Source organism: Halorubrum sp. AS12 (genome assembly GCF_051122765.1).
GTDB classification, from domain to species: Archaea; Halobacteriota; Halobacteria; order Halobacteriales; family Haloferacaceae; genus Halorubrum; species Halorubrum trapanicum.
Map to the genome: position 1 here is coordinate 1 of NZ_CP185386.1, position 19,805 is coordinate 19,805.

Consider the following 19,805-nt stretch of genomic DNA (forward strand, 5'->3'; position numbering starts at 1 on the left):
CGTCTACGAACTGTTGAAAGAGCAGGCATTCCTCGGCGTCGTTGAATCAACTCGGACCGGGGGTGGCCGGGGTGAAGGCAGTTATCTCGAGCACCGGCTGGTTCAGGACACCGGCATCGTGTTGAAATCTGTCCTCCGGGATAGCCGGCTTGAAGACCTAGCCTAGCTCCCGTTTCAGTCGCTGACCACACCCCTGATCACGAGTGTATCTCTCGATACGTCGGAAACGTGGGGTGGGTGATCCGAGATCGACTTCTACTCCCAATAATCGACTTTGGCCGGGTGACGAAACGACGGAAACGTGGGGGGTGTGATCCCCTCGATCGTGGCTGCGTTCCCTCCACCGACCTCCAGTTACGACGGAAACGTGGGGTGGGTATCTTCTCTCCGAGTGTTACCTGTCTAGACTGACCGGACCCATTCACACTGAGGGGTGTGGGGTGGGTTGAACCCATTCACACTCTGGGGGGTGTCCTCTGCTACGCTACTAATTGCGCTTGACAAACCTCCGGCTACGGTTCACCACCGTCTACTCGTCGGGACTGACGGGGCCTTTATACTGGGAACGAACTTTTTCGCCTTCTCGCCACTGCCAGTAGTAGTAGCGGTTGTCGTTAATCTCCTTGATCGTGATCGTGGCCTTCGCCGGGACGTCGTCCGGCAGATCGTCGGGACGTTCTTCGATTTCGCTTTCATCTGAGTCTTCTTCGAGACGTGCCTCGCGAGCTTTGTGCTCAGCTAGCTCTTCAGCGTAGCGGGCAACGTGCTGGAGCTGCTCAGAAGAGGACTCGTTGAGCGTATTGACGAGGTCTGTCGGGAGTTCCGCCGGCGGCGTCGGTGGCTCGTAGGACATCAGCGGTCGCCTCGTGTTAACCAACAAAGACCGTATCGGCATAGATTTGTTGGTTAATAAGATATCGCCCCGTCACGGGCTGAAGAGTATGAATAGCAAACTATTCGGGAATAGAACGTTCCATTAGATGTCGTCGGGACGAAGCGCGTTCTCGTACTTGACCATCTTCTCGGATTTATCGCCGATGGTGTCGTAGATCTGCTGGAGCGTCTCTTCAGCGGCGAGCAGGTTGTGGTCGTTGAGGAACTCTCGCCCATCCTCCGTGAGACCATAGAACTTCCAGGGGTAGCCCTGTCGGCGCTGGTCGTCGTCCAGGGCGACCTCCTTCACGATGCCCTCATCGATCAGTTTCTGGATGTGCTTGTAGACAGTGGCGTCACTCACGCTGGGGTTGAGCTCCTCGAGTTCGTACATCGAAGGAAGCTGCTCGGGGTGCTGGAGGATGTTGTTGATCAGGGCAAACCGCGTCTGCTGAGTGACGAAATGGATGAGTTCCCGTGGTGTCGTGTTCTCACCGTTCCCAAGGCCATCGTCCATATTGGTGTGTTCAATCGAGTACGCCAAAGTAGTTTACCCCAGAGTAAACTACCACCCAGAAGCGACTGAGAAGCAAGACAGGAGCTTACACGTGTGGTGGAAGCTGACCATCTGGACGTGGGACCTGTCCCTGTTTGATTTCGTGATCGACCCGACGCATATGTTTGCAGCCCCCGTCTGGAGCGCGCTGCTGCCAATCGGGACAGGTACAAGATTGCCCGATGATATCGACTTCGTATCGATTTCCGGACGCCGCTTCGACTTCGTAGCGACCACCCTTGGCGAGTAGGGAGACGGTCATCGCTTCCTCGACAGCGCGCTTCGTGCGGGGCTCGAGATCATCAGCTGAGGTGTAGCCGTCTGATACGAGCATTCGGTCGCGGACGTCTCCTGCCTGTCCGCCGTCTGGCGCGACAGCGTCGTCAGTCTCCTGAATCCGGTTTTCCAAGAGTGCTTCCGCAAGGTTCCCCTCCGGCCAGAGAAAGTGACTTCTCGTCGCTCTCGATGGTCGTAGGAGCCACAGGCAGCGGCATTCCCTTCCCAGACTCGCCATGCTCCCAGCGCGGCCATCACGGTGAGGATGACCCGGGGAATCGGCGTTTGGTCCTCAGGGTAGAACACTCGAAAGCGCGTACAGTCGTCCTGTGGCGGTACTGTGTCCCACCACTCGACGTCGGACCCCCAACTGTCGTACATCGCTTGATCTCGGCCGTATCCGACCGTCACGCCATCGACCTGCGGGACCTCTTCGGGGATCGCGTTGGCGTCGCCTTCGAGGAGTCGGAGTACAGCGTACCGGAGATACTCGTGTGTAGGGGAGTTCGTGGTTTGGGCGATCTGGTCGTACTGCTCTGCGACTCGCTCCGCTTCTGCCAGAACGGCTCTGAGATGTCGCTCTGTCATAATTCGGTGAGGCTGGAATGCGCCTCCACCCCTCGGCGGGCGCTCAAAAACTTAACCAACGCACCAGCCAGATATCCCGAATTGTTGGTTAATCGCAGAGCTCCGGATGCGACACTCATCGGTCATCGACACCGTCATCGGCCGTTGCCTACGGCGATCCCTGTTGGGAGATCGCCGTGTCCAACTGCTCCCAGACCATTTCGAACGCCGGCGAATCACCGGTCAGATCCGGCAGCGTGGTCTCCCACTGGTGGCGGATCGTCTCTTGTTGCTCGTCCGGAGTCCGTCGTTCAGATCAACGGTGAGCCCATCGTGTTTGCATTTCGCGTCGAAGGCGGGCCCCACGTCGGCAAAGTTGATCGCGACCGAATCGGTTTCGAGCAGCTGATAGAGGTCGTAGTAGTCACGGGCGGCTCCGCGCTGGTAAATCGCTCGGAGCTTTTCGGCGAAGATCTCCTCGACGCTGTACGCCTGGAGATCGAATTCGGGCACATCTTCGTACGCGTGAGTGTGCTGAACAGGGTCGAAGGCGACGTGCTCGTCGACCATCACGTCGATGCTGGTCGTGTTGGGGTGGTTGAGGACGGCGCGGTACTGAATGCTGATGTCGACGTAGTGGGTCGGGTAGTGCTCCTGCTGGGATTCGTGGTGCTCGCGAATCTCGAATTCGATGCCAGAGCGGTCGGTAATCGTCTCGAGGACCGTTCGAAGCTCCTGTTTGGACCCCTGGTACTCCCCTGCGACGCCAAAATCGAGGTCCTCCGAGAATCGCCACGATTGCGGGAAATACAGCTTGGACAGCGCGGTCCCGCCTTTGAACAGGAGGTTGTCGCCGTAGCCGCTCGTGAAGATGCCCCAGAGGAGCCACGAATTAACGTAGTTCTTCTCGGCGTACCCTTGCCGAACGCCCAGTTCGCGAGCGAGAATCCGGAGCCGGTCCTGAGTGATCATCGCGATCAGGACTCCGCCGGCTCCAGTATGGCTGGCTCGACGTTGATTCGGAGGTGATACGTACTGTCGGTCGATCCGGTGTCGGGCCGCGTCGGGTCCAGTGGGGAATAGCCACTCGTGAACGACGCAACGAGTTCTTCGCGGGCGGGGAGGTCGATGCCGAGCTGGTCGGCGAGGTAGACGATCCGCTTGGTCGCCGCGCCGTTGTCGAGGCGCTCGAGGTACTCGCCGACCGTGTCCCAGTCGCAGCCCCGGTCGTCGGCGGTGCGCATCGCGGTTGCGAGTTCTCGAAGACCACCACAGAACTCGGGGTGGTCCGCACAGTCAACCAGCGTCTTCTCCAGGTCGCTGACCTGAACGGTCGTGCCCTCGACCGATGTCGGCTCAAAGCCGAAGAATTTCCGCTCGGTGACTGTCGTGACGCGGTACGGGACACCGTGGATCTCTCGGCTTTGCGCTCGGGTCGGCGTGACGACGTACACTGTCCGGGGAACCTGTTCGGTCAGCCCGTGGTGGCTGAGGGCGCTGTAGTAGCCGATGTACATTGGCTCGGCGACGTGGGCGGCGATGAGGTACTCGTGGGTGGTGTACACGGCTTCCTCGCCGGCTGTGAGTGGAATGATGAGATACGTGCCCGGGAAGAGCCGGTCGAGCCAGCCCTTCTCGGTGAGTCGGGAGGCGATCTCGCGGGCGGTATTTGGGGGGACCTCCAGTGTCGTCTCGATGTCGTCGACGGAGATGATTTGGTGACCCGCGCCAGCGAGTCGTGGAAGGAGTCGACTTTCTCGAGTCGAGAGACCTTGGCGTATATTTTGCGTTTGTTCTATGGTACTCATACCTGCGTTTCTTACATAAAGTATAAACACGGGCCTGCTTTAGCCTTGCGACTGCCGCGGACGGCGGAGACGAGAAGACTTAACCAACAAAATCGGGGTATAGAACCGTGCGTTGGTTAAGGATTCAAGCGCTGTCTTCGACTACGTCGATGAGCTCTTCTGCTGTGGAACTGATCCGGTCGAGACGGTCGCGAACGATCTGGGATCGTCCGACTCCCACGCGGCCAAGTAGAACGCCGACCCGCTAGTGTCCAACCCACAGTACCGCCCGACGACGTACGCGACGGCTTCGGCCTCGACTTCGCGTTTCGACCGCTCGGTGTCGTCGTCGACGTCGAAGTGGAGCAGGGCGTGGGCGTACTCGTGGATCAGCGTCCGCGCAAGGTCGGCATCGTTCTCCCGGTCACGCACCTCGACACGCGGTTGCATATCGACGAGACTCAGCTGCTCGCAGATGCCTTTCGCCTCGCCGTGCGTCCACTCCGCTTCCGGAACGATCCGAACCGTCACGCCAAGTTCGTCGGCGGCACCAGTCAGCCGACCGACGAGGTCGCCGGCGTCCCCGGTCGCTTCCGTGTCCAGGTCAGGAAGCGGCTCACCTTCGGTCTGGGAGACGTCGAACACCGGCGCGGGCTTGAACCCGACCAGGCCCTCGGACCACTCCTCGGGCGGCGTCTCATCGTAGTCACAGTCGCTGTCCTCGTGGTAGCTCGGCGAGTTCTCGCACTCCGGGCATTGCTTGGAGATGATCGGCGCCCAGATCCAGATGGCCGATTCGCCCTCCTTGACGTGCCGGTCGAACTCCTCCTGCCACGTCCGGTAGCCCGCCACCCGGCTCGCCTCGGGACACTGCCGCTTGATCAGGAGTGTGTTCCGATACGAGTAGTCGTGGAAGCGACTCTGGACGTCCAGCCACTCCTGGAACTCCGCGCTAGCCTGCGCGTCGTCGACGCCGGCGACGAGGTCGTCGATCCACTGTTCGATAGTGCTGTTCATCTCGTCTGATCGCGTGTCGGTCTGGTCGAAGGAGACCGACGAGTCTCTGGTCGTAGACATCGTGATCACCGAATCGAGTTCACGGCGACTGCGTCTGTTCAGACCGCGCCGCACCCCTCAGGGGGTCCGAAAAACCGCTCTGTCGGTCAGCGGAGCTCGTGGCGTTCGTCAGCGAAGCCGACCGTAACGAGGTACTCGAGGAACTCGTCGAACCGCTCAACGTCGCTGGGCGTGTCGGTCGCAAGGTGACGTGTCCACTCGATGGCCCACTGGAAGGCGGGATCTCGTCCCGCCCTTGCCGTGTAGATACCACCACCGGGCCGCTTTGAGAACCACTATAGGATTCGTCGGCGGCTGCTCACCGGCGAGCCCACGGGTGATGGACTCGATTTCGTCGGGGACGTCGGCGGGATTGATCTCCGCTGATTGCGTGTTGTCGATATCGACCGGGATATCGTCGATTGAGACGTTGTCGGGACTCTGTTGTTGACTCACTGGAAGTCACCTCTGAGAGCTTTCGGAGGAGCCCTCGCCCTCTCTGGGGGCACGAAAAACAGGTCGCGAAGTCACGCCGGCGGGAGGTAGACGCTCTGCTCGCCGGAGATCTCCGCAAGGTTTTTCCGGTGACGGTGGCTGTAGTAGCACTCGTAGCTCGGAGCATCCACAGATTGCGCCGGTATCGTATTCGGCGACGTACGGGGCGCGGCGAGTTTGCCAGACGTTCATTCCGCACTCGGTATAGGCGTCTTACTCGTCAATACGAAATTCATCTACAGGTTAAGAAGGTGAATATATATCGCCTTACCGAAGATAGAACGCACGCTTGACGCTGATCTCAACGGACAACGGAGTTAATCAGAGACAGTCAACTATACGCTCCAGCGAAAGTATGGTGTGTTCGTTCGCCCACGACAGTGGTGGGAGAAGTTCCGTGAACTCACTATCGCTCACCTCAGTCAAAACATTGATCGATCATTCTGAGTGGTTTAATCACGTTTGGGCGGTCTCTGGAACGACCTGGTTAAAATATATCTAAACAGGGAAGTTTAGTATTTCATATCTTAAGATATATGTTCAACAGAATTTTATTATCTGTGATCAATCATTTGAAATCAGTGGCTTGCTCGTTGTAGGGCGGCCGCTAAACGTTGTTCATGTTAACTAGAAGTAGGGTGTCAGATATGTCGTGTTCCTCACGGAGTTCTAGTGAAAACTGCCACGTAAATTCTGTTGTAGTGGGTGTAGACTATCTCATGAATAAAAATATTTTTCTTGGGACAAAATCTATGTATAGCTAGAACAACTGTCTGTTGATTCGGGCTGGCGTCGCTAGTGGACTACTGATCGGCTCTCTGAATCTATTCATGAAAGCTTTTGTGAGTTCTCGATCCAAAATTCTACATTTCTTAATAGTATTTGAAAGTGATAGTTTGGGGGATGGGTCTAATACCAAGCCCCCACCTTGCTCGGTGTTCGCTCTCGCCCCATATAACTAGATCCAGTCGCCACGATCGTTGAGGCAAGTGATGTCTGCCATGTACCTGCTGAAGATCACCCCCACTCACTTTTCAGCCTTAACTATACACGATTCTCTCGTAGTTGGTGGTTAATTGTAGTGTTTGGCATTGTGCTATTTCAAATCGTATATGTCTGAAGAAGAGGGCTTCAACAGAGCTGCTGAACACTATATTCAAGTGCTGCCATCAGGGTGATCAGATATGATTAGGCCTGAGCGGATAGCGGATACGCATAACCACACTGGTGAGGGCCCGCTGTGGCATCCTGACCGACAACAGCTGTATTGGGTGGATATTCCAGCGGGTCGCCTCTGGCAGTATGATCCCAAAATAGGCAAACACAGTATTGCCTACGAGGCTGAATCTGGTCCGATTGGCGGCTACACGCTTGAAAACAACGGAGCACTCCTTCTATTCACTCACCGAACCGTTGAACGGTTCGAACCGGATAGTGGTACCTGTTCCGTCATACTCGAAGTTAACTCTCAGACAAGATTCAATGACGTAATAGCCGATCCAGAGGGCCGGGTGTTCTGTGGAACAATGCCTGGAGTAGGGTCGCTTGGCGATCTCTATCGGATCGATCCGGATGGAAGCGTTACCACCGTTCTCGAGGATCTAGATATCCCAAATGGGATGGGATTTACAGGGGACGGAAAGACTTTCTACGTCACAGAATCCGAAGCTCGTCAGGTTTACGCGTTCGATTACGATCCTGAGACTGGCGAACTCACAGACCAGCGTACGTTCTGTGAAATTCCGATAGACGACGGTGTTCCTGACGGAATGACAGTTGACGCAAACAATCACGTGTGGTCAGCTCGATGGAATGGGGGACGCGTCGTACGGTATGCCCCGACGGGAGAACCGGTCTCCGAGATCGAGTTCCCGGCGCGGAAGGTCTCCTCGGTCACGTTCGGCGGGGCCGGGTACGAGACGCTCTACGTGACGACTGCGACTCACCGAGGGAAATCGGTCGACCGAGGGTGATGGCGCGGGTGCCGTCTTTCGTGTTACTGATCTCGACACCGGAGGAGTCCCTGAATTTCGGTCCCAGATCGCCTGATCGGTCGACGGACTATCGATCCTTGGCGGTCGCGACCGCGTCGACCGTTCGGCGCGCGTTCTCGGCGATGGTCTCGTACTCCTCGTTCGAGACGGCGTCGTCGTCGATGATCGCGCTACCCACGCCGACCGCAACAGCTCCCGCCTCGACGTACTCACCGGCGTTCTCTGGGCCGACCCCACCGGTCGGCACTAGTGGAATCTGCGGAAGAGGTCCGCTGAGAGCCGCGACGTGGGTCGGTCCCCCCGTTTTAGCCGGGAATACTTTCACGAAGTCGGCGCCGGCCTCGTACGCGCGGACGGCCTCCGTCGGGGTGAACGCCCCGGTCGCGACCGGCGTCCCGTAGCGGTTTCCGGTCTCGATGACGTCCTCGTCGACCGTCGGCGTGACCAAGAACTCGGCGCCCGAGATCTGTACCGCCCGGGCGGTCTCCGCGTCAAGAACCGTTCCGGCGCCTACGAGCACGTCGTCGTACCGGTCCGAGAGGACACCGATCGTTTTCGCGACATTCGGCGTGTCCGCAGTCACTTCGAGTGCTGTGACGCCGCCCTCTACTACGGCATCTGCCACATCAATTGCGGATTCGGAGTCCACGCCACGGAGAATTGCGACGACGCCGCTCTCGTGGATCTGGTCGAACCGTCGTGAGTACATATGTGTATTCGGGATGGGCGTCGTGATAAATGGGACGACTCATGTTCGACATTTCTCGCTCCGTGAATAGCAATTCTCGTTGTTAGCGGTCGATCTCCCTTCTGTCTTCGCCTGTAACGGCTGCGACTTCGTCTTCGGTGATCACCGCGTGATCTCCGTTAATCGTCCGCTTTACTGCCGCTGTAGCCGCACCCCATCTGAGGGCGGTTGCTATGGATGTGCCTTTGACGTATCGAGAGAGGAAGCCGCCAACGAACGCATCGCCGGTCCCGATCGGATCGATCGTCTCTGCGTTGAACGTTTCCTGTTCAACGATTCCCTCTGTAGTACTCGCGACTGCACCGTCACTTCCCCTCGTCACGACCGTCAGATCGCAATTAAATCGATCCCGAAGCTGATCGGAGATCGACGCAGCATCGCCTTCGAGCCCGAGTACATTTCGCGCGTCTCGCACGGGGGCGAAGAGCAGGTCGACCTCGGGGAGGAGTGTCTCGTAGGCTGACCGCGCCTTCTCAGGAGTCCACAGCTTGTTGCGGTAGTTGAGATCGAACGCAGTCGTCGTCTCCAATTGTAGGAGCGTTTGGGTCGTCTCGAACAGCGTCTCGGACAGTGCCGGCGTGATGCCGGTGGTGAAGAAGATCGACGATGATTGGATTTGATCGCGCGGCGTCTCGTCAGGCATGAGAGTCGTCACGGCGGCGTTCTCCCGGTCGTAGATGACGTTCGTTCCTCGGGGTTCACCGCCCGGTTCAATGTAGTACGCTCCCTGTCGCCCGTCGTTGCTCCACTCGACGAGCGGCGTGACACCGTGGCGTCGCACGTCGTTAACAACGCGCCGTCCCAGCGGAGACTTCGGGAGCTTCGAAATCCAAGTGGCGTCGGCGCCGAGCCGGCTCGCCGCGATGGCGACGTTGCTCTCTGCGCCTGCGGTGCGGAACCCGAGCGTCTCCGCAGTTTCCAACCGTTCTCCTGACTCAGGAGCGAGTCTAAGCATCGTTTCACCGAGCGTTGCGATATCACTCATCGAATCCCCGGACGGTAGTGCCCGACATGTTGACAAACGCATCTACCCAGCGGCCAAGTTAGTTCTGACGCTCTTGCCAATCGTGACGACGTGAAGCATCGACACGGTAAGATTTCACAAGTTATCGGGTGAAAGACACGCGACCGAGGGGAGGGGCGTGATGACCACGAGAAGGGCTCGGTGAAGTGGGTCATGTTATTTTTTATATCATGCCCAAATAGATTGGGTGAAGACCCGTGTCACGAGAGCCAGCCCAACTGGCGGGACTAGACGACTATATCGAAAATCCAGCGCGGATTGAAGAAGGCGTTGAGCCGACACACGTCCCGTCAGTCTCGTACGAGTCAACAGCATCAGCCAGAGACGCCGCCGCGCGGCTGACAGAGCCCGAAACGCGGTGGGCGTCTTCGAAGTACTTCCGGCTCCTCAACGGCGACTGGTCGTTCGCTTGGGCCGAAAAGCCGTCTGATCTTCCAGATAGGCTCGGTGGTGATATCGAGTGGGACGAGATCTCGGTACCAGGAGTGTGGCAGCTTTCCGGGTACGATCGCCCGATCTACCGCAACATTGCACTGACGTGGGAGCAGATTCCGGAAGTGGAATCCATGCCAGAGCCGCCTCGAGTTCCGGAGACATTCAATCCGGTAGGGACGTACCAACGGAATATTGAGGTGCCGGCGGAGTGGGATGGTGAGCGCCACACCTTCCTCCACTTCGAGGGGGTCAAGTCTGCCTTCTTTGTCTGGGTCGACGGCGAGTACGTCGGATACGATCAAGGGTCGATGACTCCTTCGGAGTTCGACCTCACCGAGATCCTCGATCCGGGCGAGTCCCACACGCTCACCGTACAGGTGTTTCGGTTCTCCGACGGGAGCTACTTGGAAACGCAGGATATGGTTCGATTCAGCGGTATCTTCCGTAGCGTCTACGTCTACTCGAAGCCGTCTGTGTTCCTCCGGGACTATGATGTTCAGACCGAACTCCATCCGAGCGGCGACGCGACACTCACCGTCGACGCGGAGGTGGTCGGTGGAGACACAGACGGGTGGCGCGTCATCGGACGGATGTTCGACGGCGAGACCGAACTGGCGACCGCCGAGACCACGCTCGGCGCGGAAGAAGGGGACGCGAGCATCCGGACGACGGTCCCGTCGCCGACGCCGTGGTCGGCGGAGCAGCCGGCTCTATACGATCTCGCGTTAGAAATCCGGAGCCCGGACGGGAGCGTCGTCGAGGTGGTACCCGATCGCGTCGGCTTCCGAGAGTTTACAATCGAGGATGGACAGGTTCTGATCAACGGTGATCCGATCACCATCCGGGGGATAAACCGTCACGAACACGATCCGGAGACTGGTCGAACCGTGTCGTTCGAGCGCGTTCGTGAGGAGCTGACGCTGTTGAAACAGCACAACGTCAACGCGATCCGGACGGCTCACTACCCGAACGACTTGGCGGTGTACGAGCTCGCGGATGAACTGGGTTTCTACGTCATCGACGAGGCAAACGTCGAGACCCACTTCAACATGAACTTCGTCAACGAGCGGCCGGCGTTCGAGACCTCGTTCCTCCGTCGATTCGAACAGATGGTCGATAACCACAAGAACTTCGCCTCGATCTTCGCCTGGAGCACCAGCAATGAGGCCGGACAGGGCGTTCCCCACGAGAAGATGGCGGCGTACGCCCGCGAGGTAGACCCCACGCGGTTCGTCTACCATCAGGGGTCCGGCGACGCGCCGTACGAGGAGTTCCACGAGAGCATGACAGGAACCGCACCGTTCGCCGACATCTCGGGACCGCGGTACGCCGTTCCGCACACCCTCGCCCAACACAGCGCCGTCGAGGACCGGCCCCTCATTATGGGCGAGTACGGTCACGCCCTGTGTAACAGCCTCGGGCTCCAAGATGCGTTCTGGGACCTTGTCAACGCCATCGACGGACTTCAGGGAGGATTCATCTGGGAGTGGACAAATCAGACGCTTGCGGGCCACGTGGTCTCCGATGCGGCGCCGGGCGAGTGGTGGTTCGATGACGACCCCTTCTTGCTCGATGGCACCGCGTTTTCCGATCTCACTCTCCAGCCTGAGCTTCGGCAGGTGAAAAAGACTCAACAGCCGTTCGCGTTCGATGACGTCGATCTGGCAGAGGGCGTGTTCACTGTCACGAACTACTACAGCTCGACGAACCTCTCAGCGTACGAGACGACCTGGGAACTGACGGTCGACGGCGAGCAGATCCAGTCGGGGGTACTGGAACTCGATGTGGTGCCCGGTCAGACGCGTGGTGTAACTGTTCCCTTCGATCTATCGGAGATTCCCTCAGACCGCGAGTGTCATTTGACCTTCCGGGTCCGACTCTCCGAAGAGACGGACTGGGCCCCTGCGGGTCACGAGATTGGGTTCGACCAGTTTTCGATTCCTGTCCCACGTACGGAGACAACTGAGTTCGCCGCAGATGGGGCTCAGGTGAGCCCAGGCGAGCAGATCGCCCTCGAAGAGACGGACGATGTAATCGTTCTCTCTGGCGATCGGTTCCGATATCGGTTTGATACCGGCCGTGGGCGGTTCGACGAGCTTCAGTTCGACGGCGAGACCGTGGCGTCTGATGGTCCGGTTTTCGGCGCGTTTCGGGCGCCGATCGCCAACGAGGGTCACATGGACAGCGACACCGAATGGGGGTACGACAACGAGGGGGAGTGGCGCTCACTCGGACTCCACGCCCTCAGTCAGGTCGCAACCGAACACATTGTCGAACGGGACGACGAGTCGGGGGTCCGAATCACGTGCTCGACAGAGCTCCGACCTCCCGAGAGAGATGCGCTTTTCGAGGTCGATTTCGCGTACGAGGTGAGTCGAGACGGTGCCGTCGACGCGAGCGTCGACGCCCGTCCCACGCCTGCTCTCACAGAAGAGCTGTCGACATGGCTCCCACGACTGGGAATCGAGCTTGAGCTCTCGTCGTCAATGACCGACGTGGAGTGGTTCGGCCGTGGCCCGCACGAGACGTATCCGGACCGAAAGACCGGCTGCGAGGTCGGCCGGTACGAGGGACGCATCGATGATCAGTTCGTTCCCTACCGGCTACCATCGGACAACGGGAACAAAACTGATGTGCGGTGGGCAAGCACCACCGGATCACAAACCGGCCTCACGATTGCCGGTGAGACTCCGTTGAACGTGCGGTTCGACACGTACGAGAACCTCGCCGGCGCGAAGCGGATTCAGGAGCTCATTCCCGCCGAGCGGACAACCATGTTCGTCGATATCGCTGTCGCCGGCGTCGGCGGAACGCCAGTAAAACCACTGCGTGAACACCGGATTTCTGCGGAGCCGGTCTCGTTATCATTCACCATCCGACCGCACGAGGCTGAGGCTGACCCGGCATCTATCGTGCGCGGTTCCGACCGATAGTCCGTTTCGCTATTCACGATATCCTGGTTCGTTTCGTTCGTTCCATTTAATTCTGAATCGCTTCGTACTGGAAAGTTCTGTTCCTCAGCGACAGGTACCGAATCGGCATCCCGGCGAATCCGTTGAGTGTACGGTGAACTAACCTGAATCGGTATTCTCCCCCAAAAAATACACAAATAGTATACACACCAACCCAAGAAATTACAGTTGTACTATTGTAATGGATATCTAAGGATACACTATGAGTATATCTATTAATCACTATAGATGGGGCTGAAGGGGGCCGAGTTCTCTTCGATGATACGGCATACACGTCTCTCCTGTCGTAGCCGTACCCGAAACGATTAACAGAGATGACTGGGTACACCAAGTTAGGAATGAGTAAAATCGTTGATTACGAGCTGTTCGAGGTGCCACCTCGGTGGCTCTTCTTGCGCGTCGAGACCGCGGACGGGACGGTCGGGTGGGGGGAGCCGGTCGTCGAGGGGCGCTCGAAGACGGTGCGAACCGCAGTCGAGGAGCTGTTTGACACTTACCTGCTCGGCGAGGACGCCGGTCGGATCGAGGACCACTGGCAGACGATGTACCGCGGCGGGTTCTACCGCGGCGGCCCGGTACTAATGAGCGCTATCGCTGGGGTCGATCAGGCACTCTGGGACATCAAGGGCAAACAGATCGGCCTCCCCGTCCACGAACTGCTCGGTGGGCCGGCACGAGAGCGGATCCGGGTGTACCAGTGGATCGGTGGCGACCGACCTTCCGACGTGGCCGAACAGGCCCGCAAGCAAGTCGAATCCGGGTTCACGGCGCTGAAGATGAACGCCACCGAGGAGATCGAGCGGGTCGACGACCCGGCCACGATCGATGCCGCCGAGACACGACTACGAGAGGTCCGAGAGGCTGTCGGCGACGAGGTCGGCATCGGCGTCGACTTCCATGGACGCGTCTCCAAGCCGATGGCAAAGCGGCTCGTCGAGGCGCTTGAACCGTACGATCCGATGTTCGTTGAAGAGCCCGTCCTCTCCGGACACAACGACGCACTTCCGAAGATCGCCGAGCACACGACGACGCCGATCGCGACCGGCGAGCGCATGTACTCGCGATGGGACTTTAAGGAGGTCTTCGAGGACGGCGCCGTTGACGTGATCCAGCCGGATCTCCGCACGCGGGCGGGATCACCGAAGTGAAGAAGATCGCCTCGATGGCCGAGGCCTACGACGTGGCGATGGCCCCACACTGCCCGCTCGGACCGATCGCGCTCGCGTCGTGTCTACAGGTCGATGCCTGCTCACCAAATGCCTTCATCCAAGAGCAGAGCCTCGACATCCACTACAACGAGACGAGCGACGTGCTCGACTACCTCGCGGACCCCTCGGTCTTCGACTACGAGGACGGTTACGTCCAGATTCCCGACGCACCCGGGCTCGGGATCGAAATCGACGAGGAGCACGTGCGCGCGCAGGCCGAGAAGGATGTGGACTGGCACAATCCCGTCTGGCGACACGCCGACGGGAGCGTCGCCGAGTGGTAAGGACTCCACCGGGACGTCCACGCAGGCGGTGATTATTTGACTGGGGCAACAGCAGTAATAGGTATGTCACCAAGCGACCCGATCGAAAATGCCGTCGCGAACAGACACGCGAACACAGTCGCCATCGTTACCGGATCGACTCGCGGGATCGGCGAGGGTGTCGCCCGCCGCTTCGCCGCTGAGGGGGCATCCGTCGTGGTGACCGGTCGCTCCGCCGACAGCGGGCAGGCGGTGGTCGACGAGATTGAGACGGCGGGCGGCGACGCGACGTTCATTCAGGCTGACATGCGTGAGCCCGCAGAGATCGAGGCGCTCGTCGAACACGCCGTCGCGGAGTACGGCAGTATCGACGTATTAGTGAACAACGCGGGCGTCCAGACGGAGACGACCGCGCGCGAGGCGACGATGGGCGACTGGGAGTTCGTCCTCGAGACCGACTTCCGGGCGTTCTGGCTGTGCGCGAAACACGTAGCCGACCACATGCCCCCGGGCGGTACGATCCTCAATACCTCTTCGAACCACGCGTTCCTCACGATGCCGGGGCTGTTCCCGTACAACGCGGTCAAGGCCGGGATCAACGGGATGACCCGCGCGCTGGCGCTGGAACTCGGGCCGGACGAAATCACGGTGAACACGATCAACCCTGGGTGGATCGAGATCGACCGCACGAAAGAGGAATTGGGCGACGACTACGAGTACACGCAGGATATCCATCCGGTTGGTCGGCTCGGTAAGCCTTCTGACGTGGCCGGGCTGGCCACGTTCCTCGCGAGCGACGACGCGAACTTCATCACCGGCGAAAGTATTCTTATTGACGGAGGACGCTCGCAGGTGATGCAAGACGATCTGTACCTCGACTATCGGCGCGACGTGTAATCGACCCGGCTCCGTCAAATGTACCGCTTGCCATCAGACCATCCCGTTTTCCTGTCTCCGCAGAGTGGGATGATCCAGAACATTAATAACAATTGGCACAGACCGCTATACCGTAGCCACCATGACAGACATAGATCTGCCTGAGGAACGTCGACGAGAGTTTCTCAGTGCGCTTGGGGTCGCTGGGATAGCGGGATTGGCCGGGTGTAGCGTCGATACCGGCGGAGAATCGTCGGACGACGCTAGCGGGTCGTCGGACGACAGTGGGGAGTCGTCCGATGACAGCGGCGGATCGGCCGAACCAGAAATGGCCGATTCGATCACCTACTGGGCGTGGAACGTCGCGGCCCGCGCGATGGACGACGCCGCGAGTGACCTCCCGGATGATGTCGGGGTCCCCTCATACGAAGCCGAGAACGAGGGCGCAACGATAACTGTAGAGGAACTGGGCGATAACGTCCACGAGCAACGGTTCCAGACAGCCGTGACGAGCGGGACCGGTGCTCCCGACCTGACCGCGTTGCAAAACTACGATATGCTCACCTACGCGAGTCAGGATTCGCTGACGGATGTCACTGACCGAATCGAGGAGGCTGGAATTCGCGAGGATATCGTCGCAGGGAAGTGGCGAGCAGTCCAGTACGGAGGGCAGGACTTTGGTCTCCCGTGGGACCTCGGCCCAACGGGAATGTACTATAAGCGGGATCAGTACGAGGACGCCGGAATCGATCCCGACGCGATCGAAACATGGGACGATTTCATCGAGGAGGGACAGAAGCTCCCGGACGACGCGGCGATGATCAACCTGCCGCAGTCCGACGAACTCCCGCAGTTCTGGCGTATGTTATTCCGTCAGCTCGGTGGGCAGCCGGTCACCGAGGACGGAGCGGTCAACATTCACAGCGAGGAGAGTGTTCGCGTGGCGCAGCTTATCGCTGACCTCCAAGACTCCGGGATCACCCGAACGGTCGGGATGTGGTCGAGCAGCTGGTTCACGGCGTTCGCGGAGGGGACGATCGCTACGCTCCCCTCGGCCGCATGGATGGACGGAACACTTCGCGCTGAGCTGCCGGACACTGCCGGAAACTGGGGCGTGTACAAACTCCCCGCGTTCGAGGAGGGGGAAACCGTGCCTCCAACCGTGGGGGATCGAACGTCGCGATCCCCGCACAGATCGAAGACGAGGGGAAGGTAAGTCGGGCGTGGGATTACGCGCTGTACGTGATGACGACGCCGGAAATTCAGAACTACATGCTCGAAGAGTACGGGCTGTTCCCATCGCTCAGCACCGCGTACGACGCGGACCTCTACGAGGAATCGCAGGACTTCTACGACGGACAGGCCATCTATAGCCTCTTCGCAGAAGTCGCCGAAAACATCGAACCGTACCGGTATAACGAGATTCAGACCGAGATCAACAACGCGATCTCGACTGAACTCGATAACCTGCTGAACGGCGACAAGAGTCCCGAACAGGCGATGCAGGATGCCGCTGAAACCGTTGCGGACCGGGAAGACCGGGACCTCGCGTAACCAGCACTCACCACCCCTTCATGGCTACCAGTATCAGATCCGAACTGCAGTCGTCTGAATCGTACCAGGAGTTGTCGGACCGACTCCGGTTTCTGAGACAAAACGTGTCGAGCGTCGTACCGAAGATTCCTGGACTCCCGTATCTCTATATTTCGCCGTTTTACCTATTGTTCTCGGTCTTCCTGCTATTCCCTACGCTGTATACGATCTACCTATCCGTTTTCAGTTACGAAGGCCCTGCGAGAAGCGAGTACATCATTTCAATCCAGGCGTGGATCTTCGAACTGACAATTCCGAAGATATCGAACTTGGAGTTCGTCGGATTAGCGCACTACGAGTCCCTCATCTTTAGCGACTCGGTGTTCCACCTGTCGCTTTTCAACACGGGGTTTATTTTCCTGATCCAGGTCCCTCTGATGGTGATCCTCGCGCTGGCGGTCGCCATTGTACTTGACTCGAAGTTTATTCGAGCCAAGGGCCTGTGGAGAACGCTCATCGCACTCCCGGTCGCAACCGGGATGGTCGCGTATTCCACGGTGTTTCTGTTGCTGTTCGAGGGTGATGTCGGAATGATAAATCAGGTGCTGATGAGTGTCGGTCTTGACGCGGTTCCGTGGCTCACAGACAGGTGGATGGCACGGATCACACTTGTGATCGCGATCACATGGCGGTGGATGGGATATAATATGATCATCCTGTTGGCGGGCCTCCAGACGATTCCGCAACAGCTGTACGAGGCCGCCGAGATCGACGGAGCAACGATGTGGCAGAAGTTTAGATTCGTCACCGTTCCACAGCTACGTCCGGTGCTATTGTTCGTGATCGTCTCTTCGACGATCGGGACGTTTAAGCTGTTTGCTGAACCGTTCGTGATCACCGGTGGTGGCCCAGCGAATGCAACGCTCACCGTGGTACAGTACATCTATCGGCAGGCGTTCGTCCAGCTCAATCTGGGTTACGCAAGCGCCGTGACTGTCTGTCTCGTCGTAATTGTGAGCGCAATCTCGATTGTTCAGGTCCGGAGAGGAGGTGCGGCACAATGATGGACGAGCCCCAGCGAGAGACGGCCTTGAAGTTCGGGAGCTACGCGTTCCTTCTCGCCGTCGTAACGCTGATCGTGGTGCCGCTGTACTGGATGATCGTCGCCGCGACGATTCCGCAGTCAGAACTATTCTCCTCGTCGATCCCGTTCCTCCCAGGGACGCAGTTCCTGACGAACTTCGAAGCGCTCCAGAATCGGCTGAATTTCGTCCGCACAATCTGGAACAGCACGCTGATTGCGGTGGTGTACACCCTACTCTCGATGCTGTTGTGCTCCATGGCGGGCTTCGCGTTCGCGAAGTACGAGTTCAAGTACAAGGAGCCACTGTTCTACTTTGTGCTCGCGACGCTCGTGCTCCCGATTCAGGCACTCGTCGTCCCGCTATTCCTCTTGGTATCGACGCTGGACCTGCTAAACACGTATCTCGCCGTGATCCTCCCGTGGGCGGCAAATCCTCTCGGGATATTCCTGATGCGCCAGAACATCGCAGTCGCTGCCGGACGCCCTCCTCGAGTCGGCGCGGATGGACGGCGCGACGGAGCTCCAGATCTTCTACAAGATCGCGCTCCCGACGATGATCCCGTCGCTGGCTGCGTTGGCGGTTATCCTGTTCATCAATCAGTGGCGGCTGTTCCTCTATCCACTCGTGGTGCTTCAGGAGGAGGCGATGTTCACGATCCCGATCGCCCTCTCGCAGCTCGTCGGCGCACAGCGGGTCGCCTTCGAGCAGATCATGGTCGGGACGACGCTCGCGATCGTCCCGATCGCCCTCCTGTTCATTTTCCTACAACGGTACTTCATCAAGGGAATTCTCGCGGGGTCGGTCAAACAATGAGGTGACTACACATGGCACAAATTGAGCTCACAAAGCTACGGAAGGAGTTTAGCACGGAAGACGAGCACATCGTCGCCGTCGAAGACATGGATCTACAGATCGAGGACGGAGAGTTCCTGGTCTTCGTCGGTCCATCGGGCTGTGGAAAGACCACAACGTTACGCTGTATCGCCGGTCTCGAAACGACGACCGACGGACAGATCACGTTCGACGACGTCGACGTGACCGACCAGCGTGCCCGGGACCGCGACGTGGCGATGGTCTTCCAGAACTACGCGCTGTACCCGCACCTGTCCGTCAAAGACAACATTGGATTCCCGCTGCGAATCTCGACAAAGCTGTCGTCCGAAGAGATCGACGAACGGGTGATCGAGACGGCGGAACTGCTGGGGATCGAAGAGCTGTTGAAACAGAAGCCGAAGGAGTTGTCCGGCGGACAGCAGCAACGCGTCGCGCTCGGTCGGGCGATCATTCGCGACCCTGAGGTCTTCCTGATGGACGAACCGCTGTCGAACCTTGACGCCAAGCTCCGGTCCGATATGCGCACCGAGCTCCAAGAGCTCCAACAGCAGCTCGACGTGACGACGGTGTACGTCACGCACGACCAGACTGAGGCCATGGCGATGGGCGACCGCATCGCGATCATGGATGATGGAATGCTCCAGCAGGTCGGCACGGCGGACGACGTCTACAGGCAACCGACGAACGAGTTCGTCGCCGGGTTCATCGGCAGCCCGAACATCAACCTCTTCACGGCCGATGTTGAGGGAGAGACGCTTCGCGGGCCCGCCGGATTCACGTATACCCTAGACGATCCCTCGATGGTTGAAGGCCGCGAGCGTGTCCGTGTCGGCATTCGACCGGAAGATCTCTACGTCGCGTCCGATGGCAGCGTTCCGAGCGAGATCAAGGTTGTCGAGCATATGGGGAACGAGAACTTCCTCTACGCCGAAATGGGTGACGTGGAGCTGACGGTACGGAGCGGGAGCCAAATTCGGCCTGAGGAGAACTCAACAGTTATCTTCGGCTTTGATGAGGAGGACCTCTACCTCTTCGATGCCAACACGAAAGAATCGATAAAGACCAAAACGGGTGAGACAGCGCTGGAACATGAACAATTCGAACAGGCACAGCAATAGAGCCTGAGTGTAACTGGGCAGGAGACGCTGCGGCACTTTCGTTTTAAGTCCTGGCCAGTTGCAGAACTGGGCTGAAAGCTGAACTGATAGCTTTAGTTGGTTTTA

At 58.8% G+C, this 19,805-nt stretch carries 13 protein-coding genes and 9 pseudogenes; 11 read left to right on the top strand and 11 right to left on the bottom strand.

The genetic code is table 11. The annotated features are described in order from the left end of the window. Position 1: 1 nt before the first annotated feature. A pseudogene (locus ACODNG_RS14770) lies at positions 2-166 on the top strand (cell division control protein Cdc6); the annotation flags it as partial. 363 nt (positions 167-529) lie between these two features. On the opposite strand, the gene ACODNG_RS14775 reads toward ACODNG_RS14770, so the two are convergent. The 8 genes and pseudogenes from ACODNG_RS14775 to ACODNG_RS14810 form a co-directional block, all read right to left on the bottom strand. Then, a complete protein-coding gene (locus ACODNG_RS14775; protein ID WP_008846864.1) occupies positions 530-853 on the bottom strand; it encodes a hypothetical protein in 324 nt (107 codons plus the stop codon). A 123-nt stretch (positions 854-976) separates the two neighbouring features. Further along, complete coding sequence (locus ACODNG_RS14780; RefSeq protein WP_434523234.1) at positions 977-1,390, bottom strand: PadR family transcriptional regulator; 414 nt, start codon at positions 1,388-1,390, stop codon at positions 977-979. Between the two features lie 85 nt (positions 1,391-1,475). Beyond that, positions 1,476-2,293: pseudogene (locus ACODNG_RS14785) on the bottom strand (hypothetical protein). Positions 2,294-2,441: 148 nt separating this feature from the next. After that, a pseudogene (locus ACODNG_RS14790) lies at positions 2,442-3,244 on the bottom strand (nucleotidyl transferase AbiEii/AbiGii toxin family protein). 5 nt (positions 3,245-3,249) lie between these two features. Further along, positions 3,250-4,080: a type IV toxin-antitoxin system AbiEi family antitoxin domain-containing protein gene (locus tag ACODNG_RS14795; protein ID WP_434523291.1), complete on the bottom strand. Its 831-nt coding sequence runs from the start codon at positions 4,078-4,080 to the stop codon at positions 3,250-3,252. Between the two features lie 124 nt (positions 4,081-4,204). Continuing rightward, a pseudogene (locus ACODNG_RS14800) lies at positions 4,205-5,136 on the bottom strand (ArdC-like ssDNA-binding domain-containing protein). A gap of 86 nt (positions 5,137-5,222) precedes the next feature. Continuing rightward, positions 5,223-5,571, bottom strand: a pseudogene (locus ACODNG_RS14805) (hypothetical protein). A 71-nt stretch (positions 5,572-5,642) separates the two neighbouring features. After that, positions 5,643-5,820 (bottom strand): annotated as a pseudogene (locus ACODNG_RS14810) (DUF6610 family protein); the annotation flags it as partial. 78 nt (positions 5,821-5,898) lie between these two features. On the opposite strand from ACODNG_RS14810, the pseudogene ACODNG_RS14815 reads away from it, so the two are divergent. Beyond that, positions 5,899-6,057: pseudogene (locus ACODNG_RS14815) on the top strand (IS5/IS1182 family transposase); the annotation flags it as partial. Positions 6,058-6,794: 737 nt separating this feature from the next. Continuing rightward, positions 6,795-7,659 (top strand): annotated as a pseudogene (locus ACODNG_RS14820) (SMP-30/gluconolactonase/LRE family protein). A 12-nt stretch (positions 7,660-7,671) separates the two neighbouring features. Here the strand turns inward: ACODNG_RS14820 and ACODNG_RS14825 are convergent. After that, positions 7,672-8,313, bottom strand: a complete 642-nt coding sequence (locus tag ACODNG_RS14825; protein ID WP_434523235.1) for a bifunctional 4-hydroxy-2-oxoglutarate aldolase/2-dehydro-3-deoxy-phosphogluconate aldolase — start codon at positions 8,311-8,313, stop codon at positions 7,672-7,674. Positions 8,314-8,395: 82 nt separating this feature from the next. Next, positions 8,396-9,337 (bottom strand): bifunctional 2-dehydro-3-deoxygluconokinase/2-dehydro-3-deoxygalactonokinase, encoded by a 942-nt coding sequence (gene kdgK1, locus ACODNG_RS14830; RefSeq protein WP_434523236.1) that lies wholly within the window; start codon positions 9,335-9,337, stop codon positions 8,396-8,398. A 236-nt stretch (positions 9,338-9,573) separates the two neighbouring features. On the opposite strand from kdgK1, the gene ACODNG_RS14835 reads away from it, so the two are divergent. The 6 genes and pseudogenes from ACODNG_RS14835 (at position 9,574) to ACODNG_RS14860 (ending at position 17,727) form a co-directional block, all read left to right on the top strand. Beyond that, positions 9,574-12,744, top strand: a complete 3,171-nt coding sequence (locus ACODNG_RS14835; RefSeq protein WP_434523237.1) for a glycoside hydrolase family 2 TIM barrel-domain containing protein — start codon at positions 9,574-9,576, stop codon at positions 12,742-12,744. A 377-nt stretch (positions 12,745-13,121) separates the two neighbouring features. Beyond that, positions 13,122-14,275: pseudogene (gene dgoD / locus ACODNG_RS14840) on the top strand (galactonate dehydratase). A gap of 63 nt (positions 14,276-14,338) precedes the next feature. After that, positions 14,339-15,151 carry an SDR family NAD(P)-dependent oxidoreductase gene (locus ACODNG_RS14845; protein WP_434523238.1) on the top strand — a complete coding sequence of 271 codons (813 nt, stop codon included), beginning with the start codon at positions 14,339-14,341 and terminating at the stop codon, positions 15,149-15,151. A gap of 121 nt (positions 15,152-15,272) precedes the next feature. Next, positions 15,273-16,346, top strand: coding sequence for an extracellular solute-binding protein (locus ACODNG_RS14850; RefSeq protein ID WP_434523239.1), 1,074 nt, complete (start codon positions 15,273-15,275; stop codon positions 16,344-16,346). A gap of 29 nt (positions 16,347-16,375) precedes the next feature. Next, on the top strand, positions 16,376-16,684 hold the full coding sequence (locus ACODNG_RS14855) for a hypothetical protein (RefSeq protein ID WP_434523240.1): 309 nt from the start codon (positions 16,376-16,378) through the stop codon (positions 16,682-16,684). A 167-nt stretch (positions 16,685-16,851) separates the two neighbouring features. Next, entirely contained in the window at positions 16,852-17,727 is an 876-nt protein-coding gene (locus tag ACODNG_RS14860) for a carbohydrate ABC transporter permease (protein WP_434523241.1), read from the top strand. Between the two features lie 40 nt (positions 17,728-17,767). On the opposite strand, the gene ACODNG_RS14865 is transcribed toward ACODNG_RS14860, so the two are convergent. After that, positions 17,768-18,004 (bottom strand): hypothetical protein, encoded by a 237-nt coding sequence (locus ACODNG_RS14865; RefSeq protein ID WP_434523242.1) that lies wholly within the window; start codon positions 18,002-18,004, stop codon positions 17,768-17,770. A 245-nt stretch (positions 18,005-18,249) separates the two neighbouring features. Here ACODNG_RS14865 and ACODNG_RS14870 point away from each other — a divergent pair, with 245 nt between their 5' ends. Both ACODNG_RS14870 and ACODNG_RS14875 read left to right on the top strand, forming a co-directional pair. Continuing rightward, positions 18,250-18,561, top strand: coding sequence for an ABC transporter permease subunit (locus ACODNG_RS14870; RefSeq protein ID WP_434523243.1), 312 nt, complete (start codon positions 18,250-18,252; stop codon positions 18,559-18,561). An 11-nt stretch (positions 18,562-18,572) separates the two neighbouring features. Next, positions 18,573-19,700, top strand: coding sequence for an ABC transporter ATP-binding protein (locus tag ACODNG_RS14875; protein ID WP_434523244.1), 1,128 nt, complete (start codon positions 18,573-18,575; stop codon positions 19,698-19,700). Positions 19,701-19,805 lie beyond the last annotated feature (105 nt).